The 23,154-nt window shown below is 60.6% G+C and carries 20 protein-coding genes and 1 pseudogene; 15 read left to right on the top strand and 6 right to left on the bottom strand.

Annotation, left to right across the window (positions count from 1 at the left end; translation table 11 throughout):
- Positions 1 to 9: 9 nt before the first annotated feature.
- Positions 10 to 3,495, bottom strand: coding sequence for a mechanosensitive channel MscK (mscK, locus tag KZO83_RS04400; protein ID WP_247619888.1), 3,486 nt, complete (start codon positions 3,493 to 3,495; stop codon positions 10 to 12).
- A 116-nt stretch (positions 3,496 to 3,611) separates the two neighbouring features.
- On the opposite strand from mscK, the gene KZO83_RS04395 reads away from it, so the two are divergent.
- From KZO83_RS04395 to KZO83_RS04380, 4 genes are all read left to right on the top strand, one after another.
- Complete coding sequence (locus tag KZO83_RS04395) at positions 3,612 to 4,676, top strand: phospholipase A (RefSeq protein WP_247619887.1); 1,065 nt, start codon at positions 3,612 to 3,614, stop codon at positions 4,674 to 4,676.
- Positions 4,677 to 4,759: 83 nt separating this feature from the next.
- On the top strand, positions 4,760 to 5,092 hold the full coding sequence (locus KZO83_RS04390) for an ElaB/YgaM/YqjD family protein (RefSeq protein WP_247619886.1): 333 nt from the start codon (positions 4,760 to 4,762) through the stop codon (positions 5,090 to 5,092).
- Positions 5,092 to 5,487 (top strand): phage holin family protein, encoded by a 396-nt coding sequence (locus KZO83_RS04385; protein WP_178998064.1) that lies wholly within the window; start codon positions 5,092 to 5,094, stop codon positions 5,485 to 5,487. Before KZO83_RS04390 ends, KZO83_RS04385 begins: the two co-directional genes overlap by 1 nt.
- Positions 5,474 to 5,764 (top strand): YqjK-like family protein, encoded by a 291-nt coding sequence (locus tag KZO83_RS04380; protein WP_178998063.1) that lies wholly within the window; start codon positions 5,474 to 5,476, stop codon positions 5,762 to 5,764. The genes KZO83_RS04385 and KZO83_RS04380 overlap by 14 nt, the downstream gene beginning before the upstream one ends.
- 44 nt (positions 5,765 to 5,808) lie before the next feature.
- Here KZO83_RS04380 and KZO83_RS04375 read toward each other — a convergent pair whose 3' ends face one another.
- The gene (locus KZO83_RS04375; RefSeq protein WP_247619885.1) at positions 5,809 to 6,231 is read right to left on the bottom strand and encodes a nucleoside-diphosphate sugar epimerase/dehydratase; all 423 of its coding nucleotides are present in this window, start codon (positions 6,229 to 6,231) and stop codon (positions 5,809 to 5,811) included.
- Positions 6,232 to 6,261: 30 nt separating this feature from the next.
- On the bottom strand, positions 6,262 to 7,446 hold the full coding sequence (locus KZO83_RS04370; RefSeq protein ID WP_247620180.1) for a BaiN/RdsA family NAD(P)/FAD-dependent oxidoreductase: 1,185 nt from the start codon (positions 7,444 to 7,446) through the stop codon (positions 6,262 to 6,264).
- Between the two features lie 290 nt (positions 7,447 to 7,736).
- Here KZO83_RS04370 and KZO83_RS04365 point away from each other — a divergent pair, with 290 nt between their 5' ends.
- Positions 7,737 to 8,882 carry an efflux RND transporter periplasmic adaptor subunit gene (locus KZO83_RS04365; RefSeq protein ID WP_247619884.1) on the top strand — a complete coding sequence of 382 codons (1,146 nt, stop codon included), beginning with the start codon at positions 7,737 to 7,739 and terminating at the stop codon, positions 8,880 to 8,882.
- Positions 8,882 to 11,988: pseudogene (locus KZO83_RS04360) on the top strand (efflux RND transporter permease subunit). The gene KZO83_RS04365 and the pseudogene KZO83_RS04360 overlap by 1 nt, the downstream one beginning before the upstream one ends.
- Positions 11,989 to 12,216: 228 nt before the next feature.
- On the opposite strand, the gene KZO83_RS04355 reads toward KZO83_RS04360, so the two are convergent.
- From KZO83_RS04355 to KZO83_RS04345, 3 genes are all read right to left on the bottom strand, one after another.
- The gene (locus KZO83_RS04355) at positions 12,217 to 13,218 is read right to left on the bottom strand and encodes an aldo/keto reductase (RefSeq protein ID WP_247619883.1); all 1,002 of its coding nucleotides are present in this window, start codon (positions 13,216 to 13,218) and stop codon (positions 12,217 to 12,219) included.
- A gap of 204 nt (positions 13,219 to 13,422) precedes the next feature.
- Positions 13,423 to 13,734 (bottom strand): hypothetical protein, encoded by a 312-nt coding sequence (locus KZO83_RS04350; RefSeq protein WP_247619882.1) that lies wholly within the window; start codon positions 13,732 to 13,734, stop codon positions 13,423 to 13,425.
- A gap of 104 nt (positions 13,735 to 13,838) precedes the next feature.
- Positions 13,839 to 14,030: a CopG family transcriptional regulator gene (locus KZO83_RS04345; RefSeq protein WP_178998057.1), complete on the bottom strand. Its 192-nt coding sequence runs from the start codon at positions 14,028 to 14,030 to the stop codon at positions 13,839 to 13,841.
- A gap of 206 nt (positions 14,031 to 14,236) precedes the next feature.
- Here KZO83_RS04345 and dauA point away from each other — a divergent pair, with 206 nt between their 5' ends.
- From dauA to KZO83_RS04300, 9 genes are all read left to right on the top strand, one after another.
- On the top strand, positions 14,237 to 16,009 hold the full coding sequence (dauA, locus tag KZO83_RS04340) for a C4-dicarboxylic acid transporter DauA (RefSeq protein WP_247619881.1): 1,773 nt from the start codon (positions 14,237 to 14,239) through the stop codon (positions 16,007 to 16,009).
- Positions 16,010 to 16,018: 9 nt separating this feature from the next.
- On the top strand, positions 16,019 to 17,035 hold the full coding sequence (locus KZO83_RS04335) for an isocitrate dehydrogenase (RefSeq protein WP_247619880.1): 1,017 nt from the start codon (positions 16,019 to 16,021) through the stop codon (positions 17,033 to 17,035).
- 178 nt (positions 17,036 to 17,213) lie between these two features.
- Complete coding sequence (locus tag KZO83_RS04330; protein WP_247619879.1) at positions 17,214 to 17,537, top strand: TraR/DksA family transcriptional regulator; 324 nt, start codon at positions 17,214 to 17,216, stop codon at positions 17,535 to 17,537.
- Positions 17,538 to 17,648: 111 nt separating this feature from the next.
- On the top strand, positions 17,649 to 18,590 hold the full coding sequence (locus KZO83_RS16395; protein ID WP_247619878.1) for a DnaJ C-terminal domain-containing protein: 942 nt from the start codon (positions 17,649 to 17,651) through the stop codon (positions 18,588 to 18,590).
- Positions 18,583 to 18,897 carry a chaperone modulator CbpM gene (locus KZO83_RS04320; RefSeq protein ID WP_247619877.1) on the top strand — a complete coding sequence of 105 codons (315 nt, stop codon included), beginning with the start codon at positions 18,583 to 18,585 and terminating at the stop codon, positions 18,895 to 18,897. Before KZO83_RS16395 ends, KZO83_RS04320 begins: the two co-directional genes overlap by 8 nt.
- A 171-nt stretch (positions 18,898 to 19,068) precedes the next feature.
- Positions 19,069 to 19,515, top strand: a complete 447-nt coding sequence (locus KZO83_RS04315) for a hypothetical protein (RefSeq protein ID WP_247619876.1) — start codon at positions 19,069 to 19,071, stop codon at positions 19,513 to 19,515.
- 234 nt (positions 19,516 to 19,749) lie between these two features.
- Positions 19,750 to 21,264: a Na+/H+ antiporter NhaC family protein gene (locus KZO83_RS04310; protein WP_247619875.1), complete on the top strand. Its 1,515-nt coding sequence runs from the start codon at positions 19,750 to 19,752 to the stop codon at positions 21,262 to 21,264.
- Positions 21,265 to 21,631: 367 nt separating this feature from the next.
- Entirely contained in the window at positions 21,632 to 22,447 is an 816-nt protein-coding gene (locus KZO83_RS04305; protein ID WP_247619874.1) for an ABC transporter ATP-binding protein, read from the top strand.
- Positions 22,444 to 23,151 carry an ABC transporter ATP-binding protein gene (locus KZO83_RS04300; RefSeq protein ID WP_247619873.1) on the top strand — a complete coding sequence of 236 codons (708 nt, stop codon included), beginning with the start codon at positions 22,444 to 22,446 and terminating at the stop codon, positions 23,149 to 23,151. The genes KZO83_RS04305 and KZO83_RS04300 overlap by 4 nt, the downstream gene beginning before the upstream one ends.
- Positions 23,152 to 23,154 lie beyond the last annotated feature (3 nt).

Here is a 23,154-nt window from a genome sequence, read left to right as displayed (position 1 = left end):
GCTGCCTCCTTATTCATCGCTGTCAGCCGTACCGTCTCCGCCGTGGCCGCGACCGGTATCGGCATCCTCGATTCCCTCGCGTCGCGCCGGCCTCGATGTCGACACCTCACCGCCCAATGGGGCATCCGCCTGGGGCTGCGAACTTATCCAGGCCTGCCGCCCCGACGCATCGTGCAGCCAGACATCCATCTGATTGAACGCAATGCGGATGCCATGCTCGTGGAACAAGGCATCGAGGCGTCGATTGATTTCATCACTGGCATACAGGCGATCCATCAAGTCGTTGACGAAGATCCGCAACTCGAAGCTGAACGCCGTCGCGCCGTATTCGAGGCAAAATATCTGCGGCTCGGGCTCCCGCAACACGCGTTGATTTTCTTCGGCGGCCTGGCGCATCAGTCGATGGACCTGCTCTAGGTCAGAGCCGTGTGAGACACCATAGGTCAGCACCACCCGCGTGATGTTGTCGGAAAGCGACCAATTGATCAGTTGATCGGTGACGAAGGTCTTGTTGGGAATGATGATTTCCTTGCGGTCGAAATCCGTCACTGTGGTGGCGCGAATGCGGATGCGGCTGACCGTCCCGTGCAAGTTCCCTAGCGTGATGGTATCGCCGATACGCACCGGGCGTTCGAACAGAATGATCAGCCCCGAGATGAAATTGGCGAAGATTTCCTGTAGCCCGAAGCCCAGCCCTACGCCCAGTGCGGCGACCAGCCATTGCAGCTTGTCCCACGACACCCCAAGCGTTCCCAACGACACCACGACCCCCGTCCCCACGATGGTGTAGGACAGAAGCGAGGAAATGGCATAGGCACTGCCCTGCTTGAGGCTCAGGCGCGAGAGCACCATGACCTCCAGAAGCCCGGGTAGGTTGCGCGCCATCATCAGGGTCAACGCGACCAGCACCAGTGCCGTGAGAACATCGGCCACGGTGATCGGGCTGGTGGTCATTGCCTCGCCCTGGCCACGCTCGATCTGCCACACGGTGACGTTATCGAGATAAGACAAAACGCTCAGCAAATCCGCCCACACCACGTACAGCACCAGCGTGAAGCCCAAAAACAGGATCAGCTTGGACAGCCGCAGCGACTGCTGATTGACCTGCTCCATGTCCAGCGGTGGCTCTTCGACCACTTCGAGTCCGCTTTCGGTGTCCTCCTTGGCCTGCGCACGGCGACGCGCCACCGCACGCCGATATGCCAATCGCCGCGCCGCGACCGCCAAACCGCGGACGACCGCTGCCTCGACGAGAATCCACAGCCCGAGAATATAGAGTGAGGTGATGAAACGTCCGACCAAACTGAGCGCGGTATACTCGAATCCCATGACGATCAGGCCGGCGAGTATCAAAGGCACGATCGATAACGCCAAGCCCAACAGGAGACGGAAGAGCTTGAGGCCGAAAAACGGCACATGGGCGAGGATCAGACGCACCAATACCACCGTCATCGTCACCAGTCCCAGCAGCAGCAACAGCAGCGACAACGGCCGCTCCGCCAGACGCACATCGCTATAGGGCGCGACGTTGCTGATCAAAATGACCGGAATCAGCGCGATACCCAGCCACAGCAACAAGTGCCGCAAGCGCAACACGTATTGCGGCGACCAATGAAAGTGGCGCGCCGCCACCCCGTCGGCGACCAGCAAGCGTCGCGACCAAGCGACGACGCCCCATGCCAGCGCTAGCTGCAACAGCGCGGCGCCCAACATGACGGCAAACCCATGACCGCCCAAGTTGAGCACGCCGCCGATGGCCGCCAACGACAAGGGACCATGTGCTGCGAGCAATGCGTTGAGCGCAATCGCCCGGGGCGTATGCATCTGAGTATCGCGCTTGAGACGCCCGACTTCCTCGTGAAGTCGAAGTAGAGACGCCTTGATACGACGCCGCAACAACAACAGCACAGCGGAAAGCAGCAACAGCGGTAACATGGCAAACGCCTCAGCATCGGGCCGCTGCCACGCGGACACCAACGCCGAACGCCAGTCACCCTGCATCATGGCTTGCCACAGCGTGCGTGGAAATTGCTGCAGCCATGTCAAATCGAGGGGCCGTCCGTTGGCGACCCAAAAAAGCTGCTCTTCAATGGTCGCACGTAGCGCGCCGCTGATCTCCAGCAACTGCTGCTGATTGAGCTGCTGGTTGATGGCAATCGTCAGCAGGTTGCCGTATTCCTCGTCGAGCTGATCGAGCAACTTGCGGCGCGACTCGAATAGCTTTATCAGCGCCTCGCGCAGGCCCGGGGCGTCGTCGATATCCGCTTCGGCAAGGCTTTTATCAGCGAGTTGCTGGGGACGACGCAGCACATCGCGTTGCTGGGATAGATCGAACTGACGCAAACGCAGGTCGGCAATCTCATCTTGCAAACCGCCTAGCTCATCCACCTCGGGTAACGACTCACGCTGCTCGCGGAGGATGCGCGACAGCAGCAAGCTACCGCGAATCGCATCGATTTGTTCATTGAGTGTGCGCTGGACCTGACGTACACGGTCAAGCTGTGTACGTGTTTCGATCCCTTCACGCACAAGGTCGTTAGCGCGGTCGGTCACCTCCAGCAACTCACCGCTCAAATCACGGTTGACCTGCTGAACCTTTGTCAACACGGGATGTGAAGCGATGGCCTCGGCATCTTCGCGGCCGACATCGGCGATAGCCTTCTCCGACTGCTCACGCCGCTCACGGTCCAGCGCCGACTGTAACGCCGACAATTGGTCTTCCTGGAGCGCGATGCGCTTTTCCAACACATCGCGCTGTTGCATTGCCAGCTCGCGCAGCCGAGTGTTGTGAGAAAGCTCGCTCTGATGCCACTGCGCGCGGCGTTCCGCCAATGCCTGCTCGACTCGGTAGCGGTCGCGTTTGGCCAGCTCCACCTCGTTGGATTCTTCGACGTCGTCCAGATCGGCAAGTTGAGACTGGCGCGTATCGGCACGCTCCCGAGCTTCGGCGATCGCCGTTTGGGCGCGCTCCGGCAGGGTCTGGGCGCTGATCAACTGGGCGTTGACGTCCGCTAGACGGCTTTGCAGCGTCTCGAGCTGCTCTAGGGCATCGCCGGTGCGCTCGCGCAATGCGTCCAGCGATAAATCGCCAAGATCGCGCTCACTCGGTGACGCTGACGCCTGTTCCAGCCGCTGCAGCTGTTGCGTCAAGGATTTCGATTCCTGAGGCGCGTTCTCCGCACGCTGCTCGAGTGCGTCGAGTTTAGCGTCGACCGTGTCGAGCTCTTTCAGCGCCTCAAGCGCCGCGCGAGTATCGTCTATGGCCGCGCGCTGTTCGCTATTGGGCTGCTCAAGGGACTGCAGCCGATCCAGGCGCGTCGTCAACGCGTCGTGTTCAGGTAACGCCGACTGCGCCGAGGCGTCGCCAACCGCCCACAGCAGGCAAATCGCCACATATGCGATACAATGGCTGACACGCCACTTGGCATGCGCACGCCCATGCCGCCCAGGCCAGTACTGCCAAGCGAATAAATGATGCCAGCGTCGACACGACATGCTCTGTCCTCGTCCCCATGCGTTGCGCCGATTGTCGGTGCGTGACACGCACATGGCAATCTTGTGCGGATATTTGCGTTCTATCGCCAGCGTGATAGAAACATTAACGATGACCAATGCTCGCCATCGACAAGGTACTAAATGACATGGAGTCACCACGCCCCTGCTTGCCGATTCTCGTATTGCTCACGCTCGTGCTGTCCGCCCCTGCGCAGGCTGCCAACACCCTGAGCGACAGCGAGCGCGAGGCCATTGAAGCACGTGTCCAGTCACTGGAAGCGGAGCTTAACGAGTTGCGTGACACTTTGGCCGACGACGCCACGACCACGGAGGTCGACGCCACGCCCGAAGAACGCGAGGCACAGAAAGTAGAAACCCGTGCCGACAAACGTCGCGAGCTGGAACGCGAGTCGTCTCGTAATCCTCTGGCAGTAACCACGTATCGGCGCAACTATCTATTGCCGTGGGCCTACAACGCCAATCCGGATCAAGACCGCTTCCGCCAGGTCAGCGATGCGGCCAACGCCGATAGCGCCGAGGTCAAGTACCAGTTGAGCTTCAAGGTCAACCTGATCGAAGACCTGTTCGACGATAACGGCGATGTGTACTTCGCCTACACCCAGCGAAGCTGGTGGCAAGCCTACAATTCCGAAGCGTCGGCACCGTTTCGCGAGACCAACTACGAACCCGAGGCTTTCATCAGCTTCGATAACCGTATGAGCGCCCTAGGCTGGACCAATACCATCAATCGCATCGGCTTTGCTCACCAGTCCAACGGCCGCTCCGACCCGTTGTCACGTAGCTGGAATCGTGTCTACGCCGATATGGTATTCCAACGCGGCGAGTGGGCGGTGAGTGTCGCGCCCCACTGGCGAGTTCCCGAGAACGAGGAAGACGACGACAATCCCGACCTTCAGGACTATATCGGCTATGGTGACATCACCATGGTGCGCGCTTTCGGCGATCAGGAAATTTCTCTGCTGATGCGTGGCAATCCCGGCAAGGACCATTACGGCGCCCAGCTGGACTACTCGTTTCCGCTATTCGGTAAGGTGCGCGGTTACGTTCAGTATTATCACGGCTATGGCGAAAGCCTAATCGATTACGACCACAGCAATCGCCGCATAGGGCTCGGTTTCAGCATCAACACCTTCCTGGCCGGCATTCCTGGCCTAGAATAGCGATGCAGGCCAGGAAGGGCTGTTGATACGTCTGCTTGGCCTGCTATGCTGAAGACGCCATTAACCTGTCAGAGGAAGACACCATGACCATGCAGCCTACCGGCGGCCAACGCGAAAGCGAAGCTTCCACCGACCAGCTCAAGGATGACCTGCGTCATCTGTCACAGACCGTTGAAGAACTGGTCAAAGCGACAGCTGACGATTCTCGCGGCCACATCACCGAGGCACGCGAGCGTGCTCAACAGCGTCTCAGCGAAACGCGCGCTAAGCTTGAAGCCCGCGGTGAAAAATTCTACGAAAGCGCACGCGACCAGATGGATTGCTGTGATCGTTACGTGCGTGACAATCCCTGGACCAGCATCGGCATCGGCGCTGGTGTCGGGGTCGTCATTGGCTTGCTCATCGGGCGTCGCTAATGGCGGATCGCCAGGGACCGGCGGAGCGCGTCATCACCTCGGCGCGCCGTCTGCTTTCCAATGTGATTGCCACAGGCGAGACGCGTTTGCGTCTCGCTGTGCTTGAGCTTGAAGCCGAACGTGATCGCATGCTCAGCCTGCTATTGCTGGCAGGTGCCGCGCTGATCACCTTCTCGTTCGCCCTCGGCATGCTGCTTTTAATGCTGGTGGTACTGTATTGGGAAGATCATCGCCTACTAGCCATTGGCGTTTGCGCGGCTGTACTGTTCATCATCACCGCATGCTTTGCGTTCGGTGCCAAGCGCATCGCCAAACGTCGGCGCCTGATGCAGTCCACCTTGAGTCATTTGGAACAAGACCGCCAAGCGTTGGGAGGCTCTCGTGAATCGTCGTGAGCGCGCCGCGGAACTCGAATATCTCGAGACCCGTATCCTGCAGCAGCGTCTCGATATGGGGCATGCGCTGCATGACTGGCGTGATGCCACGGCGCCTATCGATCATGGCTGGCAACGCTTGATGCAGTGGCGTGCGCCCTTGATCGGTGGCTTCGGCCTACTTGCGGCGCAGGGCGTGCGACGTCCCAGGTCCACTCGCGCCTGGATGCGCCGCGGGCTCTCGACCTTCTTGTTGGTCAATCGAGTGCGCGCCTTGTACCGCCTCACACGCCGTTAGTTTCCGCGATTGCATGAAGCCCCCGTTCGGGGGCTTTTTCATATTCAAAAAGTCAGCCGGCGCGTCAGCTCGGCATCGATATCCTCGTCGTCCGGCGACAGGCGTACACAGGGCACCCCCCACGCCGCCAACCGCTCACGCGTTGCATCGTCGAAGACGGTCAGCTCATCCGCATGGCAATAAACCACCGCCGCCACGCCATGACGTTCTACCAATGACGGCACCTCGCTGGGATAGTAGACACGTACGTCTTCAACTTGCGTGCCGTGATGCCAGGGGTAGTCATCGATCACCGCCAGAGCCCTATAGCGTGTCGAACGTGCGAAATGTGTCAGCAGCCGGTAATGCGCATATTCCAATCCGCACACGACGACCGGTATACGTTCCTGCGTCGCTTGCTTGGCACGACGAGCGGGAAGCCACTGTCCCATGGCATGCCAGAGCGCTTGCGATGCACGTTGCAGCATGGACGCCTCCTCTGCCCTTTTTGCCGCTTGTTACACGGCCTGCCCGCAGGCCACACCCGAGGCCCAGGCCCATTGAAAGTTGAAACCGCCCAACTGACCGGTGACATCCAGCGCCTCGCCGATGAAACGTAGCGCCGGTAGCCCTTCTACCGCAAAAGTCTTGGAAGAAATCGCCTGCGTCTCGACGCCACCGAGCGTCACCTCGGCTGTCCGCCAGCCTTCGGTCCCTGCGGGTTTGAGCTGCCAGCGTTTTAGCTCACCCTCCAGGCGCGCCACCTCACGGTTGGAAAGCGCGCCCAACGGTTGCTCTGTCACCCCTTGCCATTCGCACCAGGCCTGCGCTAAGCGCCTGGGAAGCCACTCCCCCAGCCACGTGGACACATGCCGCTTGGGCGCTTCATGACGCATGTTGGCTAGCGCCCCGGCAACGTCGATATCCGGCAGCAAGTCGATGGACAGCGCCATACCCGGCTGCCAATGGCTGGAGGCCTGCAGCATGGCCGGACCCGAGACACCGCGATGCGTGAACAGCATGGGTTCACGATAGCGGCCTTCGCCGACCTCGACCGTTACCGGGCAGCTCACCCCCGCCAGCGACGCCGCTCGTTCCCGCCACTGCGAGGTCAGCGTGAACGGCACCAACGCAGCGCGCGTCTCGGTGACGCCCAAGCCAAACTGACGGGCGATGTCATAGCCGAAACCGGTGGCCCCCATGGTCGGAATCGACAATCCGCCGGTGGCAATGACCACTGCACCGGCATCGATGACACCGTTCGAGGTCTCGAGACGCATGCCCTCACCGTATCGATCGAGGCACGTAATACGCGTCTTGAGGCGTACCTCCGCCCCTGCCCATTCGCATTCGGTGAGCAACATGGACACCACCTGCTTGGCGGAGTCGGCACAGAAGAGCTGTCCAGGCGCTTTCTCGACATGTTCGATGCCATGGCGCTCGACGAGCTCGACGAAATGGCCCGGCGTATAGCGCTTGAGCGCGGAGATACAGAAATGCGGATTGGCGGAAAAGAAATGCTCCGGTCCCGTCGCCAGGTTGGTGAAATTGCAGCGCCCGCCCCCAGACATCAATATTTTCTTGCCCGCCTTGTTGGCATGGTCGAGCACCAACACACGCCGCCCCTCGTAACCAGCGGTCAGTGCACACATCAGTCCCGCCGCACCGGCACCGATCACCACTACGTCATAGGTTTGCGCCATCATCGCGTCTCATTGCTGGCAAAGGCGAACATTCTAAGCGTTATCCGAGAAAGCGACGAGTGCGGAGGCTCGGCACGCACCTACCGCGTTGAACGCAAGGTCGTGGCCCGCAGCGCCAAACGTGTCAAAACCGTGCATGATGGGCCAAAACGCTTCCTGCACTTTCATCCATGACTTGGGTCGGATACAACGACAGTCTCCCGGTGCGTATTATCCGGTGTCACAGGGTCAGTACCACGCAGGGGCGTCCCCGCGCTCATCGTCAACGAGTAGCATAATAACGAGACACTATGCCCGTATTTTCTCTCCCGACCGTGAGCGCACTCGGTCGGTACACCCTAGGGCTGGCGGCATTGAGCCTGCTGGCACTGACAGGCGCTCAGGCACAGGAAGACACCGACCGCACGCAGGTCATCGCCGTCAAGGCCTCCACCGCCACGTGGAGCGACCCGCTGGAAGCGTTGGGCACGCTGCGTGCCGATGAGAGCGTGACGCTTTCCGCGACCGTGACCGAGACCGTGGCCGAACTCAATTTCTATGACGCCCAGCGCGTCGCCGAGGGCGAGTTACTGATCCGCCTCGACGATAGCGCAGAACAGGCCGAGCTGCGTGCCGCCCGCGCATTGCGCCAAGAACGCGAGAATGCCGTGCGGCGCGCCCGGCAACTACAAGACCGCAACGTCGGTACCCGCGCCGACTTCGAGGACGCCCAGGCCCAACTCGCCCAGGTCGACGCCCAAATCGACGAGATCCAAGCACGCCTCGCCGATCATCGCTTGCGCGCGCCGTTCGACGGCACCGTCGGCCAGCGCAACCTCAGCGTCGGAGCGCTGGTCACGCCCGACACCGAGCTGGTAACGCTCGACAAGCTCGATGACATGAAACTCGATTTCACTGTCCCCGCGACGGTACTCGACATGCTCACACCGGGGCTGTCGCTCAGCGCCACCACTCCCAGCTATCCCACACGTACCTTTCGTGGCGAGGTGACCAGCATCGGCACGCGTATCGACCCCGTCTCGCGCAGCGTCAGCGTACGCGCGCGCTTGCCCAACCCCGAGCGCATTCTGCGCCCCGGCATGCTGATGGTGGTCACACTAGAGCGCAATCCACGCCAGACACTGGTGGTGCCGGAGTCCGTCCTGGTGCCCAGCGGCGACCGCCAATACGTCATGCGCATCCTGCGGGATGCGGACAACCGCATACAACGCCACCAAGTGGAGATCGGCAAACGCCGCGTCGGGACCGTCGAAATCCTCGACGGCCTCTCGCCAGGCGACTGGATCGTCAGCCATGGCATGAACAAGGTACGCGATGGCGATCACGTGGATATCCTGGCGCTCGACGATGGCAGCCTCACCATCAGCGAAATCCTCGAAACTGCGCGCGACGGCGCGGTACACGACGAGCAAGAACGTGACGGAGAAGACGGCTGATGCGCCTTTCCGATACCGCCATTCAGCGCCCGGTGCTGGCAACCGTCTTCGCCCTGTTGTTGATCGCCTTCGGCATCCTCGCGCTCGAACGCTTGCCGGTACAGGAATACCCCGCCATCGACCCGCCGGTGGTCAGTATCGAGACACGTTATCCGGGGGCCTCGGCGGATGTCGTGGAAACCCGCATCACACAAGTACTCGAAGATCGTATCGCCGGCATCGAGGGCATTGATCTCATCGAATCGACCAGCAGTGATGGTGAGTCCGAGATCGACATCACGTTCAATCTCGACCGCGATATCGAAGCAGCGGCCAATGATATTCGCGACCGGGTGTCCGGGGTCAGCGATAATCTGCCCGAGGAAGCCGACCCACCTGAAGTGGAAAAATCCGATAGCAGCGACGACGTCATCATGTGGCTGAGCCTCACGGCGGAAGGCTACTCGGTCCCCGAACTGACCGATTATGCCAATCGCTACCTGGTCGACCGTTTCTCCACGCAAACCGGCGTCTCACGCGTACGGGTCGGCGGTGGCAAAGAATACGCCATGCGTGTGTGGCTAAAGCGCAATGCACTGGCCGCCCGCGACCTGACCGTCAGTGACGTGGAAGGCGCATTGCGCGCCGAAAACGTCGAACTCCCGGCGGGCTTTCTGGAGTCCGACTCGCGCCAGTTCACCCTGCGACTGCCGCGCAGCTTCGAGACCGCCGCCGACTTCCGCGACCTGGTCATCGACCAGGGAAATGACGGCTATCTCACGCGACTGAGCGACGTGGCGCGTGTCGAAGTGGGCTCGGTGGAGGAACGCTCGCTGTTTCGCGGCAACGGCGTGCCCATGGTCGGCCTGGGCATCATGAAACAGTCCACCGCCAACATTTTGGAGGTGTCCCAGGGCGTCAAGGCAGAGATGAAGCGCCTGGAATCGACACTGCCCGATGGCATGCAACTGCGACTCAACTTCGACTCCTCGGTCTTCGTCTCCGGTGCCTTGAAGGAAGTCGTCGCCACGCTGTTCATCGCCATGGGGTTGGTCGTCATCGTGATCTTCCTGTTCCTGGGCAATGTGCGGACTACGCTGGTGCCCGCGGTCACCGTGCCGATCTCGATCATCGGCACCTTCATCGCCCTGAACGCCTTCGGCTTCACGCTTAATCTGCTCACGTTGCTCGCCCTGGTACTCGCCATCGGCCTAGTCGTCGACGACGCCATCGTGGTGCTCGAAAACGTCCACCGCCGCATGCAGCTCTATGGTGAAACACCGCTGGTGGCCGCCTTTCATGGCACACGCCAGATCGGCTTCGCGGTCATCGCGACCACCCTGGTGCTGATCGCAGTATTCGTGCCATTGAGCTTTCTACGCGGTGACATCGGACGCTTGTTTTCCGAATTCGCATTGACCCTGGCCGCCGCCGTGGCGATCTCTTGCCTGCTGGCGCTGTCGCTAGCCCCCATGATGTGCTCCAAGATCCTCGATCCGCGGATGCACGAGAGCCGTATCAGCCATGCCGTACATACCTTGCTCGACGCCACCCAGCGCCTCTATCGCTACGTACTATTCACTTTGTTACGCGTGCGCTGGCTGTGCCTGGTCGTATTCGTCGCATTGCTCGGCGCCACGGTCTGGCTGTTCACCGAGCTACCCAACGAATACACCCCAAAGGAGGATCGCGGTAATTTCTTCATCCTCGTCAACGGCCCCGAAGGGTCCACCTTCGACTACATGCAGGATTACATGGACGAGATAGAAGCGCGCCTGCTGCCACTGGTCGACGAAGGCGAGATCCGTAACATCTCAGTACGCGCACCACGCGGCTACGGCAATATCGAGAACTTCAACGACGGCATGGTGATTGTCAGTCTCGCCGATTGGGGGGAGCGGCGCTCAGCCTGGGATATCATGGCCGACGTGCGACAGCGCCTCGCGGACCTCCCCGGGGTCGAGGCCGCCCCGGTAATGCGACAAGGCTTCGGCGGGCGCATTCAGAAACCGGTGCAATTCGTGATCGGCGGCGGCACCTACGAATCGCTGGTCGTCTGGCGCGACCGCCTGTTCGAGCGCATTCGCGAGGACGATTCGGGACTCACCGCCGTGGAGAGCGACTACAAGGAAACCCAGCCCCAACTGCGCATCGAGATCGACTACCAACGCGCCGCCGCCCTCGGCGTGACCGTCGACACCATCGGCCGTACCCTGCAAACGCTACTCGGGGGGCGCAGTGTGACCAGCTACGTGGATGACGGCGAGGAATACGACGTGATGCTCGAAGGCGAGCGCGACACACAGCGCAGCCCCAGTGCATTGGATAACATCCAGGTGCGCTCCGAGCGCAGCGGCGAATTGATTCCACTGGCGAGCTTGGTCACTCTCAGCAACTATGCCGACGCCAGCGAGCTCAACCGCTTCAATCGCGTCCGCGCGCGATCACCTTGGAAGCCAACCTCGAGGACGGCACCTCCATGGGCGAGGCACTGGGGTATCTCAACGCCATCGCCGACGAGGAACTGCCCGCCGCCGCCATGATCGACTACAAGGGCCCCTCGCGGGACTATCAGGACGCCAGTGGTGCTACCGCCTTCTTGATGCTCATGGGCCTGCTGGTCGTCTTCCTCGTCCTAGCCGCGCAGTTCGAGAGCTTCGTGCATCCGCTGGTCATCATGCTGACCGTGCCGCTGGCGATCAGCGGCGCCCTGCTTGGCCTATGGCTGACCGGCCAGTCGCTGAACATCTACAGTCAGGTGGGCATGGTGATGCTGGTCGGGCTCGCCGCCAAGAACGGCATCCTCATCGTCGAATTCGCCAATCAGCTCCGCGATGAAGGGCGCACCTTTCGTGACGCCCTGATCGACGCCTCGGTGACGCGCCTACGCCCGATACTAATGACCGCCGTGACGACCATGGCCGGCGCCGTGCCGTTGATCCTCGCCAGCGGCCCCGGCGCAGAAACGCGCCTGGTCATCGGCACGGTCATCTTCAGTGGCGTGGCCGCTGCCACGCTTTTCACATTGCTCGTCGTACCCGTCGCCTACGACATCCTGGCCCGGCGTACCGGCTCGCCCAGCGATGTGACACGGCAACTCGAACGCGAAATGGGCGGAACGTCATGATGAGAGGCACAGCGTGATAAAAAAGCGCCGCCGGCAGCGTCGGCGGCATGAACAGCAGGCACGGAAGAAAGCAGAATACGGCAGGAAATAAAACCCCGGCCATCCTAGCCGGGAGTTTGCACGGCGCTTCCTTCGCCGCACTTTCATCCTAGAGCCTGCTCGGTCATTTGCCTGTCAGAGATCACCGACAGGCACTGTGCGCGAAACGCGGCGCGCGCAGGATGGCCGTCAGGCGAACTCCTCGGTATCGATGTCCGCCTGCTGGGCCTCGCTGTAACGTCCGCCGCGGACTTGATCGGGCGTCATCATCGCGTTCAACTTTTCGAGCGAGGCAGCATCCAATCGCAATGTCTCCGCTGCCAGGTTCTCGCGCATGTGCGCGACATCACGCGTGCCGGGAATGGGCACGATATCGGCCCCCTGCGCCTTCACCCATGCCAGCGCCAACTGCCCCGGCGTTATCTCAAGCTCAGCGGCCAGCGCAGTGAAATCCGCCAACAGACGCTGATTGTGCGGATAATGCTCATCACTGAAACGCGGCATACCGCGCCGCATGTCGCTTTCTTCCAGACGCGCCGGGTCCGGGACCGCATCCGCGAGAAAGCCTCGGCCCAGCGGGCTGAACGCCACTAGCGTAGTGCCTAGTTCACGGCATGCCGCGAGCAGGGCGATCTCGGGATTGCGCGTCCACAGCGAATATTCCGATTGCACCGCGGCCACCGGGTACTCGGCGTGGGCACGACGCAGCGTCTCGGCGGAGACCTCGGACAACCCCACGGCACGCAGCTTGCCCTCTTCGACCAGCCGCCCCAACGCCCCGACGCTCTCCTCGATGGGCACCTGGCGATCCATTCGATGCAGATAATAGAGATCCAGCCGATCGGTCCGTAGACGCTGCAGGCTCGCCTCGCACTGGCGACGCAGTGTCTCGGGGCGACCGTCGATCACCTTGCGGCCGAGCGCCGGGTCGATCGCCATGCCGCACTTGCTGGCCAGCAGCAACTGCTCGCGTCGCCCCTCGAGCGCCTTGCTCACCAGCGACTCGTTGGCCGTCGCGCCATAGAGGGTCGCGGTGTCGAAATGCCGATAGCCCATCTCGAACGCCGCCTGCAACGCCCGCACGCCCTCGGCTTCCGGCACCGGCGTCCCGTAACCATGGGACAAGTTCATGCAACCGAGCCCGATGGTCGGCGACGCGACTTCCTCGAGAAGAGACAACACATTCGGCATGGGGGAATCCTTATAAGACGGGTGAAAAGACTGGATAGCAGCCAGGATGACAGACACACAGCTTAGCAAGAGAATGGCAGGCAAGGCTGCGGTGACACGTACACAGGGACGTATCACGCTTTCCTGGCGCCAAGCCATAGGCAGACTCACCATGACCTCGAGGCCGCAGCCCCCCTCAGAAGCCGACCATGTCTTAGCAACATCTCACGAGCCCGAGACGCCCACGCAATTGTCGCGATACAGATCGGCATTCGCGTCCAACGCCAAGCGCTTGGTGGCACTGTTGTAATAGAAGGAACCGGACTCGCCGTCGGCAAGCGTGTAGTCGCCGCATACGCCATAGCCCTTGTTGACGCGAATCAAGTGTGAAATCTCGGCAGGCGTCTGACTTTGGTGCCCTTCCGCTATGGCCGTGGCGATGTGGGCATCACGCTGTGCCTCGGAATAGGCTTGACCACCAAAGATCAAGCCGGCAACGGCGAGAATGGCGACAAAAGGAATCCATAGATTGTGCATAGCAGTGTCCGTTAAAGGCGATAGACCCGAGGTCATGACATAGCTTTTCGCTCACAGATGCCGAGTGACGGAGGACAAACGCGGCCTTGCTAGAAACTCGAGGGTCAGGTCGAGGAACTTTTTTCGTCTTCCTGCAGCTGCGAGCCGTACTCCACACCATGTTTGTGTAGATAGTCACGTATCAGCTGTCGCACGACTTGCGATGGCGTCAGGTCCTGTAAGGCACACAACTCCTCGAAGGCGCGTTTCTTTTGTGGATCTATCAGCAACGTGAGGCGAGCCGTTTTCTTTTCCATGAGCATTCTCCTCTTTTATTAACATTAAATGTTAATGCTATGACCTTCACGTCGCAATGCCCTGCTCTGCCCCATGAGCAGCTGGGCGTTCACATTTGCACATGATTATAACTGCATGTTAATGTCATTAACATAATCTTCATTCCTCACACCAAATGCTCCGCTCGACACCACCATGGTGAGGGGCATGACAGCGAGGGCACCGTATGTCACGCCAAAGGTTTTCCGTTGACTTGCCCAGCATCTCTTCAGGACTTCGCACGGCATGGCGGAGCGGGTACGGCCTCGCCGATTTGCGCAAAGATGCAATGGCTGGCCTCACCATCGGCACCGTGGCCGTGCCACTCTCGATGGCATTGGCGATCGCGACAGGTGTTCCTCCTCAGCACGGCCTTTACACAGCCATTGTGGCCGGGGCCATCATCGCGTTAACCGGCGGCTCGCGTTTCAATGTGTCAGGCCCGACCGCCGCTTTCGTCGTCATTCTGTTCCCGATTGTCCAGCAATACGGTCTCGGCGGATTGCTCATCGCCTCGATGATGGCCGGCATCATCCTCGTGGCCCTGGGGATTACCCGAATGGGCCGCCTGATCGAGTTCGTGCCTTACCCTGTGGTTCTTGGCTTCACGGCGGGGATTGCAGTCGTCATCGCGGTCCTGCAGATTCCCGATTTTCTGGGACTGAACGTCGGACAGCTCGGTGAGCATTTCGTCGAAAACCTGGGACGAATCATCGCCTCACTGCCCACGATCGATCCTCTCGAGTTCGGCATTGGGACATTGGCTCTGGTTGTCATGTTGCTATGGCCACGCTTGCATATCCCCATTCCCGCACCTCTTGTCGGGCTGGTCGTCGGCGCTATCGCGGCTTACGCGGCCAATCAGTGGTTCGGAAACGCAAGCGCACCGGCCGTCGAGACGATTGACTCTCGTTTTACCTGGGAGGCCAATGGCGAGACGGGAACGGGGATTCCCCCAATAGCGCCGTCCTTCACGGCTCCCTGGCTGCTACCAGGTCCCGATGGCGCTCCCTTGGAGCTGAATTTCGAGCTGATTCGAGCGCTGCTGGGGCCCGCCTTCGCCATCGCCATGCTAGGCGCCATCGAGTCACTGCTGTGCGCGGTGGTATCGGATGGGCTGACCAAGACCAAGCATGACCCCAACGCCGAGCTGGTTGGCCAAGGGCTGGGCAACATCGTGGCGCCACTCTTTGGTGGCATAACGGCCACGGCGGCTATTGCTCGGACGGCGACCAACATCCGCAGCGGCGGGCGCTCCCCCATCGCCGCGGTGGTGCACTCCGTCGTGGTGCTGTTGTCCGTCATCGCGCTCGCTGGATTGCTGGGCCTCGTTCCCATGGCCGCCCTGGCGGCACTACTGTTCATCATTGCCTGGAACATGAGCGAAGCGCGTCATTTCCTGCACACCTTGCGCTCGGCGCCTCCCGGCGACGTCGCCATCCTGGTCACCTGTTTCGGCCTGACCGTTCTGTTTGACATGGTCCTGGCCGTCGCAGTCGGCATGGGGCTGGCCGCAGCGCTCTTTATCCGACGCATGGCCTTGCTGACCACGACCGATCGCCTCGAGACCGACCAGCATCCTGTCGTCACCGGGCTGCCTCCGGAAATGGCGGTGTACGAAATCAGCGGTCCTTTGTTCTTCGGAGTGGCCGAGAAAGCCCTTACTTCCCTTCATCGGGTGGACCATCACGTCCAGACCATATTGATAGACATGCGCAAGGTTCCCAGCATGGATGGCACGGCCATCGTCGCCCTCCAGTCGCTTATCGATGAAATGCATCGCAAGGGAGTGGCACTGATCCTGGTAGGGTTACCCACACGCATCATCGTCAAGCTGCGCCGTGCAGGTATTCGAAAAGTCGCTGGAAGGCTGACCTACTGTAGCGACTTGCAATTCGCCAGAACCATCGCGCTACGTTGGTATCACGAGCGAAACGAAATGGATCGCAACACCGACTGAGGCATGACAATGAGTCAGACGATTGCAGTACTGAAGGGTGATGGTATAGGGCCCGAAATCATGGAGGCGACACTCAGCGTCCTGAATGCACTGGACTGTGGCCTGCAATATGAATTTCTGGATGCCGGGCTGACTGCGCAGGAAAAGCATGGACAGCCGATGCCCGCTGAAACGATCGCAGCGATTAGAAAACATCGCATAGCACTGAAAGGCCCCTTGACGACACCGATCGGTAGCGGAATATCGTCCCTGAATGTCCAGCTGCGCCGTGAATTCGATCTTTATGCCAATGTTCGCCCAGCGATCAGCTTCCCCGGTACTCGCTCGCGCTATGACAACATCGACCTGATCACGGTACGCGAGAATACCGAGGGTGCGTATCTCTCCGACGGGCAGAGCCTCTCCGATGATGGCGAGACGGCACTCTCCAGCATCCGAGTGACTCGCCGGGGATCGGAGCGCATCGTGCGCCATGCCTTCGAACTGGCACATCAGCGCAATCGAAAAAAAGTCACGGCCGTTCACAAGGCCAACATCATCAAGACCAGTTCCGGACTTTTCCTCGATGTCGCCCGTGAGGTAGCGAAAGAATATCCGGACATCGAGTTCCAGGAAATGATTGTCGATAACGCCTGTATGCAGCTAGTGATGAACCCTCACCAGTTCGACGTTATCGTCACGACCAATCTTTTTGGTGACATCCTCTCGGATCTCTGTGCCGGGCTGGTCGGTGGCCTGGGGCTAGCACCGGGCGCGAACATTGGCACAGACGCCGCTATTTTCGAGGCGGTGCATGGCTCGGCGCCGGATATCGCCGGGCAAAAGCTCGCCAATCCATGTGCGCTACTATTGGCCGCCGCGGATATGCTCGATCACTTAGGCATGGTGGATAAAGGAGCCCAGATTCGTCGAACGATCCGGACGGTGCTAGAAACGGCTCGAGATCGAGTGACGCCTGACATGGGCGGAACCGGGACTACCGATACCTTTGCCGAGGCTTTGGTCGCCCACCTGCATGACCGATAAGCCGCATGACCGCATGACTCTCCCGACCAATATAACGGCTTACTATTGGCGCAATAATCGCTTGGAAGCACGCCAGCCAGTTCGCTGCAGCAAGATGTGACCGGTATCAAAATAGCCTGTCTCGCATGCCGCGCAACGCGACTATCCTGTCAAGAGACATCCCAGGTGCTTGACGATCATGCAAGAACGAAAAACGAGACTGGAAACGCTGCGGCTGGAGTTGCTGGATCGCATTCGTTACTACGAGGCACACCAGCATCGCACGAGCGGTGCCTTGGACAAGGATCTCGATGACCAGGCGCTGGAGGTCCGAAACGATGAGGTGATCGCGCGGCTGGAAGAAGAGGCCAGGACCGAACTGGCCCAGGTGGAGCGCGCCCTGGCACGGCTCGATGCCGGCGTCGGCGATGACTGCGAGAAGTGTGGCGATCCGATTGCGCCCGAGCGACTTGAGGCCTTGCCCTACACGACGCGCTGCAAGGAATGCGCCGACCTGCCATAGCAATAAGCACGCGTTTTTCGATACATCGTGCATGAACGCCCCCTCGATCAGGCAACGAGGACTATTCTTGATAGTGTCATCCATGCAGCGTTGATCGAGTGAAACGATTCCGTGGAATTCAAAGACTACTACCAGACGTTGGGAGTCGACCGGGATGCGGCCATCCCCGACATCAAGAAGGCCTATCGCAAGCTGGCACGCAAGTACCATCCCGACATCAGCAAGGAGCCCGATGCCGCCCTGCGCATGCAGGAGATCAACGAGGCCAAGGCGGTGCTCACCGATCCTGAAAAGCGCGCCGCCTACGACCAGCTTGGCGAACGCTATCACGCCGGGCAGGACTTCCGGCCGCCACCGGATTGGGACGCGGGCTTCGAATTCTCGGGCGGCGGTTTCGAGGATATCGACCTGGGCGAGTTCAGTGACTTCTTCGCCAACCTGTTCGGCCGAGGAGGTTCGCGAACGCATCGCGGCCATCGCATGCAGGGCGGCGACCGCCACGCCAGAATCTATGTCGACCTGGAGGATGCCTACCGCGGCGCGATACGCACCGTGACGCTGCACGTGCCTCAAACCGATGCCCAGGGGCACGTCTCGGTGCGCGAACACAATCTCAAGGTACGTCTGCCCAAGGGCATCAAGGAAGGTCAGCACATTCGGCTGGCGGGCCAGGGACACCCCGGCATTGGCGGTGGCGAGCCCGGCAATCTATACCTCGAAGTGCACTTCACGCCGGACCCGGACTATCGCGTGGAAGGTAGGGATGTCTTCGCGACGCTGCGGGTGGCCCCCTGGGAAGCGGCCCTAGGCGCCGCCATCGACGTACCTACGCCCTCGGGGCAGGTCCACCTGAAGATCCCCAAGGGCTCGCAGAGTGGGCGCAAACTGCGCTTGAGGGGACGCGGCCTCCCTGGCGACGAGCCAGGCGATCTCTATTTCGTGCTGGAGGTCGTGCTGCCGCCAGCCCACACCGACAAGGCTCGCCGCCTCTACGAAAGCATGGCGCGAGACATGCCGTTCAACCCACGCCAGACGAGACCAACTAATGGCTGAATACAATGCAATCGAGGCCGAGGTGCTCGACGACGCCCGCCTGACGCTGGAAGAGTTCGCACGCGCCTGCGCCGTCGAACGGCAATGGGTCGTGGAACGCGTCGAAAGCGGCATGCTCGGCGACGGCACGCGCTACATATCTCAATGGCGATGTACCAGCCACGACCTGACCCGTGCCCGCCGCCTGCGCCAGATGGAATTCGACTTCGACGCCGACCCAGAACTCGCCGCCCTAGTGGCCGACCTGTTCGAGGAAGTGGACCACCTGAGAAGACGCCTCCGTGCGGCCGGCTTGCAGCTCGAATGACTCGCAGCGACGCGCCATGCCGCATGACGGCGCCAGCCAGGCACACGGCAGACACCGGCATTCAGCTTGACCACTGAGGCAAACAATCAAGCGACCATGATATTGATAGCCCGCCAGAAACTCTAAAAAATAATAAATTAAAACTTAACATTAACCTGAATGTATAGAGAGATGCGCTCCATCGAGATCATCAAACAACACCGCAAGGAAAAAGAAAAATCTCCTATACTCAATACTCTTCCTTTAGGGGATAAGGCGATGACAACGTCGAAACGACCGGAAACGCCTTTAACATCTGACAGCACCGATAGTCTTTACTTGTGGTGGTACCAACCTTGGGGCGAGGCCATCGGCTCGGCAGTCAAGATACAGGGGGTATGGCTGGAAACATGCAACGATGTCGCCCGTCACGAACTCGAGTTCTTCTCGACCATGGCGACTTCCTGCAACAAGCTCACAAATTGCATGCTGGGCCTCGGCGGGCAGCTGACCCTGGCGTCGATGGCGTCCTGCTATCATGAAATCGGCAGCGACATGGCGGAAGCCACCTCAAAACGCGCACGCATGGTCTCGGAACTCAGTGACGAATTCATAGAGCGCATCTGGCGAGAGATCTGAGCACTTGGCAGTCCCGGCGCTTGTGGCTAGCCGAGCGTTCAGAGCCGGCACCACTCCCGCATTTCGTTCCAGCACTTGTTGCGAGATTTCCCCAGAGACACAGGATGTGTCGACGGGGAGCCTTAAGGGCTGATAAAACGTGAAGGGCTAAACAAGGATTAAGGACTGGACGTCGGTATACCGGCCAGAGCCTGTCCTGACACGCATCAGCCAACGATAAAAGTGATAAATCGAATGGATGCTCTCATATCGCTCGCTCCACCCATCGCCGCCGTTGTGCTGGCTTTATTGACCCGCCGAGTCAATATCTCGCTCTTCCTGAGTATTTTACTAGGCGCCTGGATCGTCGCAGGCAACCCGATTGCCGCCGTTGGCCAGACGTTCGACTGGTTCGCGAAGGTGATGACCGATGAATGGAATGCGCGCTTTCTCGTACTTGTCTCCTTGCTCGGCGCCGGCGCTGCCTTCATGCATACCACCGGTGGCTCTCAGGCCTTGGCCAAGTGGCTTTCCGGCAAGGTTTCCTCCTCGCGAGGTTCCCTACTGCTCACCTGGCTGCTCGGTGTCGTGATCTTTTTCAACGACTACGTCAATTCCGTCATCGTGGGGAACGCCTCGCGAGACCTGACGGCCAGGCACAACGTCTCGCGGGAAAAGCTAGCCTGGACCATCGATGCAACGTCCGCGCCGATGGCGACTCTAGGCCCCGTCTCCGACTGGATCGGTTATCAGGTCTCGCTCATCGCCGGCGCGTTCGCCGTGCTCAGCTTGACCGGCGAACAACCCTACTGGGCCTTTCTACAATCGATACCCTGGAATTTTTATGCCCTGCTGTGCCTCGCCTCGGTGCCCATGATCCTCCTCATGGGCGACTTCGGCCCCATGCAACGCGCCGAGCGTCGCGCGCAAGAAACCGGTGAACTCGTCGCCCCCGGCGACAACCCGTTATCCAGCGTCGAAGAAGACTTGGGAGAGGTCCCTGAAGGCAGAGGACGCGTCTGGAATTTCTTGATTCCGCTTGTGGTACTCATTGGCGTCGCGTGTTGGGCGCTCTGGTACACGGGCGGCGGCAGCGAAGGCAAGCCGCTGATGGAGGCCCTCGCGGATACCGATGTCAGTGTCTCGCTCAGTTGGGCCGCGTTCGCGATGGTCGTCGTCGGGATCGTCATGGCGCTGCTTCAGCGTCAATCGCTGGAAGCCTGCGAGAACACCTTGCTGGCGGGCTTCAAGACCATGCTGCCGGCGCTGGTCATCATGGTGCTGGCCTGGTCGATCGGCACCGTCACCGGTGCGCTCGAAACCGGCGATCACGTCATTGCAGCGACGGAGAGCTGGCTATCGCCGACGCTCTTGCCGATCCTCATTTTCGCCATTGCCATGGTGATATCTTTCTCGACCGGCAGTTCCTGGGGCGCCATGGCGATCCTGACGCCGATCGGGGTCCCCTTGGCATACAACATCGGCGACATGACGCTCGTGAGCATGGCGATCGGCGCCATCTTCTCCGGCTCGATTTTCGGCGATCACTGCTCGCCCATCTCGGACACGACAGTCATGGCCTCGATCTTCTCCGGCTCCGACCACGTCGCACACGTCAAAACCCAAATCCCCTATGCGCTCGTTCCGGCTTCAGTGAGCGCCCTGCTCTACCTCGGGACGATCGTCATCGCATCCCCCTATATCTTGCTGGCTATCGGGTTGGCCCTGCAGGCCGTGATCATCAGGCTCTTGGCCTCGAGACGCGCCTAGCGCGAACAGGCCGCCAAAGGGCGGCCTGTTCGAATCTGGGACGCTGCGATTGAGTACTCACTACTGGCTTGCGGGCGATGTGCTCGACCATAGTGCGAATTGCACGTAGGCCGGACACCGTCGCCAGGCAGGCATGACGTCGATATCAAGAGCCTGATAGACTCGATTGTATCATTGCGTGACAAAGGTCATTGCGTGATGCTTTGGCCGACGCCCTTTGCGTCGCGCTATAAGGTATGGCGACGACTCAATGTCGCACTATCGATCCGTGAAAAGCGTTGCCGGTCAAGGCAGGCGAGGCGCACTTCCCGCCCGCTGATGTCCGCGCGCACACAACCACAACAAAACGCTTACGAGGCATTCTTCCTTGATTCGAATCGACAACGTCTCCAAGGCGTTCGGCGGCTTGCAGGCGGTACGGGGCGTTTCCTTCGAGGTAGCGCAGGGCAGCATCACCGGCTTGATCGGGCCCAACGGGGCCGGAAAGAGCTCGCTGTTCAATATCGTCGCCGGACTCTTCCCCCCTTCCAGCGGCCGCGTGCTGCTCGACGGCCACGACATCACCGGCCTGCCGCCCCACAAACTCTTCCACCGTGGCCTGGTGCGCACCTTCCAGATTCCGCATGAATTCTCGCGCATGACGGTGCGCGAGAACCTGATGGTGGTGCCGCCGGGGCAAAGCGGTGAGAACCTGTTCAAGACCTGGCTGCGTTGGGGCAAGGTCAAGCAGCAGGACAGCGAAGTGCTGGACCGCGTCGACGACGTGCTCAAGTTTCTGGAGATCACTCACGTCGCTGACGAACTGGCCGGCAATCTCTCGGGTGGGCAAAAGAAGCTGCTCGATCTGGGCCGCACGATGATGACCGATGCGAAGATGGTACTGCTCGATGAACCCGGCGCCGGCGTCAACCGCACCCTGCTCGGCAAAATCCGCGAAGCGATCCTGCGGCTCAACCGCGAACGCGGCTACACCTTCTGCGTCATCGAACACGACATGGATCTGATCTCGGCACTCTGCGAACCGGTCCATGTGATGGCCGACGGCGAGCTCATCGCCTCCGGCTCGATGGAGACGCTGCGCCAGAACGACGAGGTCCGCGAGGCCTATCTGGGCGGTGGCGCCAGTGGCCGGATGGGCGAAACGGGCCGCCAGCCCTCAACGGATGAAGGGGCCCCCTCATGAGTAGCCTGCTCGAAGCCAAGGGCCTCTACGGCGGCTATGGCGGCGCCGACATCCTTCAAGGCACCAACCTGCGCGTGGAAAGTGATGAGATCGTGGTCATCGTCGGTCCCAACGGCGCCGGCAAGTCCACTGCCATGAAGGCGGTGTTCGGCCTGCTGCGCATCCGTGAGGGCGAAGTCCGCTACCGCGGCGAGGCGATCACCAATGCCAAGCCCGAACAGATGGTCCGCCGCGGCATCGCCTATGTGCCTCAGGAGAAGAACGTCTTTCCATCGTTGACGGTACGCGAGAATCTCGAGATGGGGGCCTACCTGATGAAGGGCGACCTATCCCAGCGTCTCGACAAGGTCTACACGCTGTTTCCCAAGCTTGCCGATCGTCGCCGCCAGCAGGCCGGACTAATGTCCGGCGGCGAGCGCCAGATGGTCGCCATGGGCCGTGCGCTGATGATCGACCCGCAGTTGTTGATGCTCGACGAACCCACCGCCGGCCTCTCGCCGCTACTGATCGACGAAACCTTCGAGCGCATTCAGGAAATAAATGCCCAGGGCATCGGCGTGCTTATGGTCGAGCAGAACGCCAAGCAGGCACTGGCCATCGCCAACCGGGGCTACGTGCTTGCCACCGGCAGCAACCGCTACGAAGACACCGGTCCCAATCTGTTGGCCAACCCGGAAGTCGCCGAAATGTTCCTGGGAGGCTGAACC

It is taken from the genome of Chromohalobacter moromii (genome assembly GCF_023091865.1).
In the GTDB taxonomy this organism is placed as follows: Bacteria; Pseudomonadota; Gammaproteobacteria; order Pseudomonadales; family Halomonadaceae; genus Chromohalobacter; species Chromohalobacter moromii.
The sequence above is the reverse complement of the archived record's forward strand: the minus strand, read 5'-3'. Positions and strand labels throughout refer to the sequence as shown.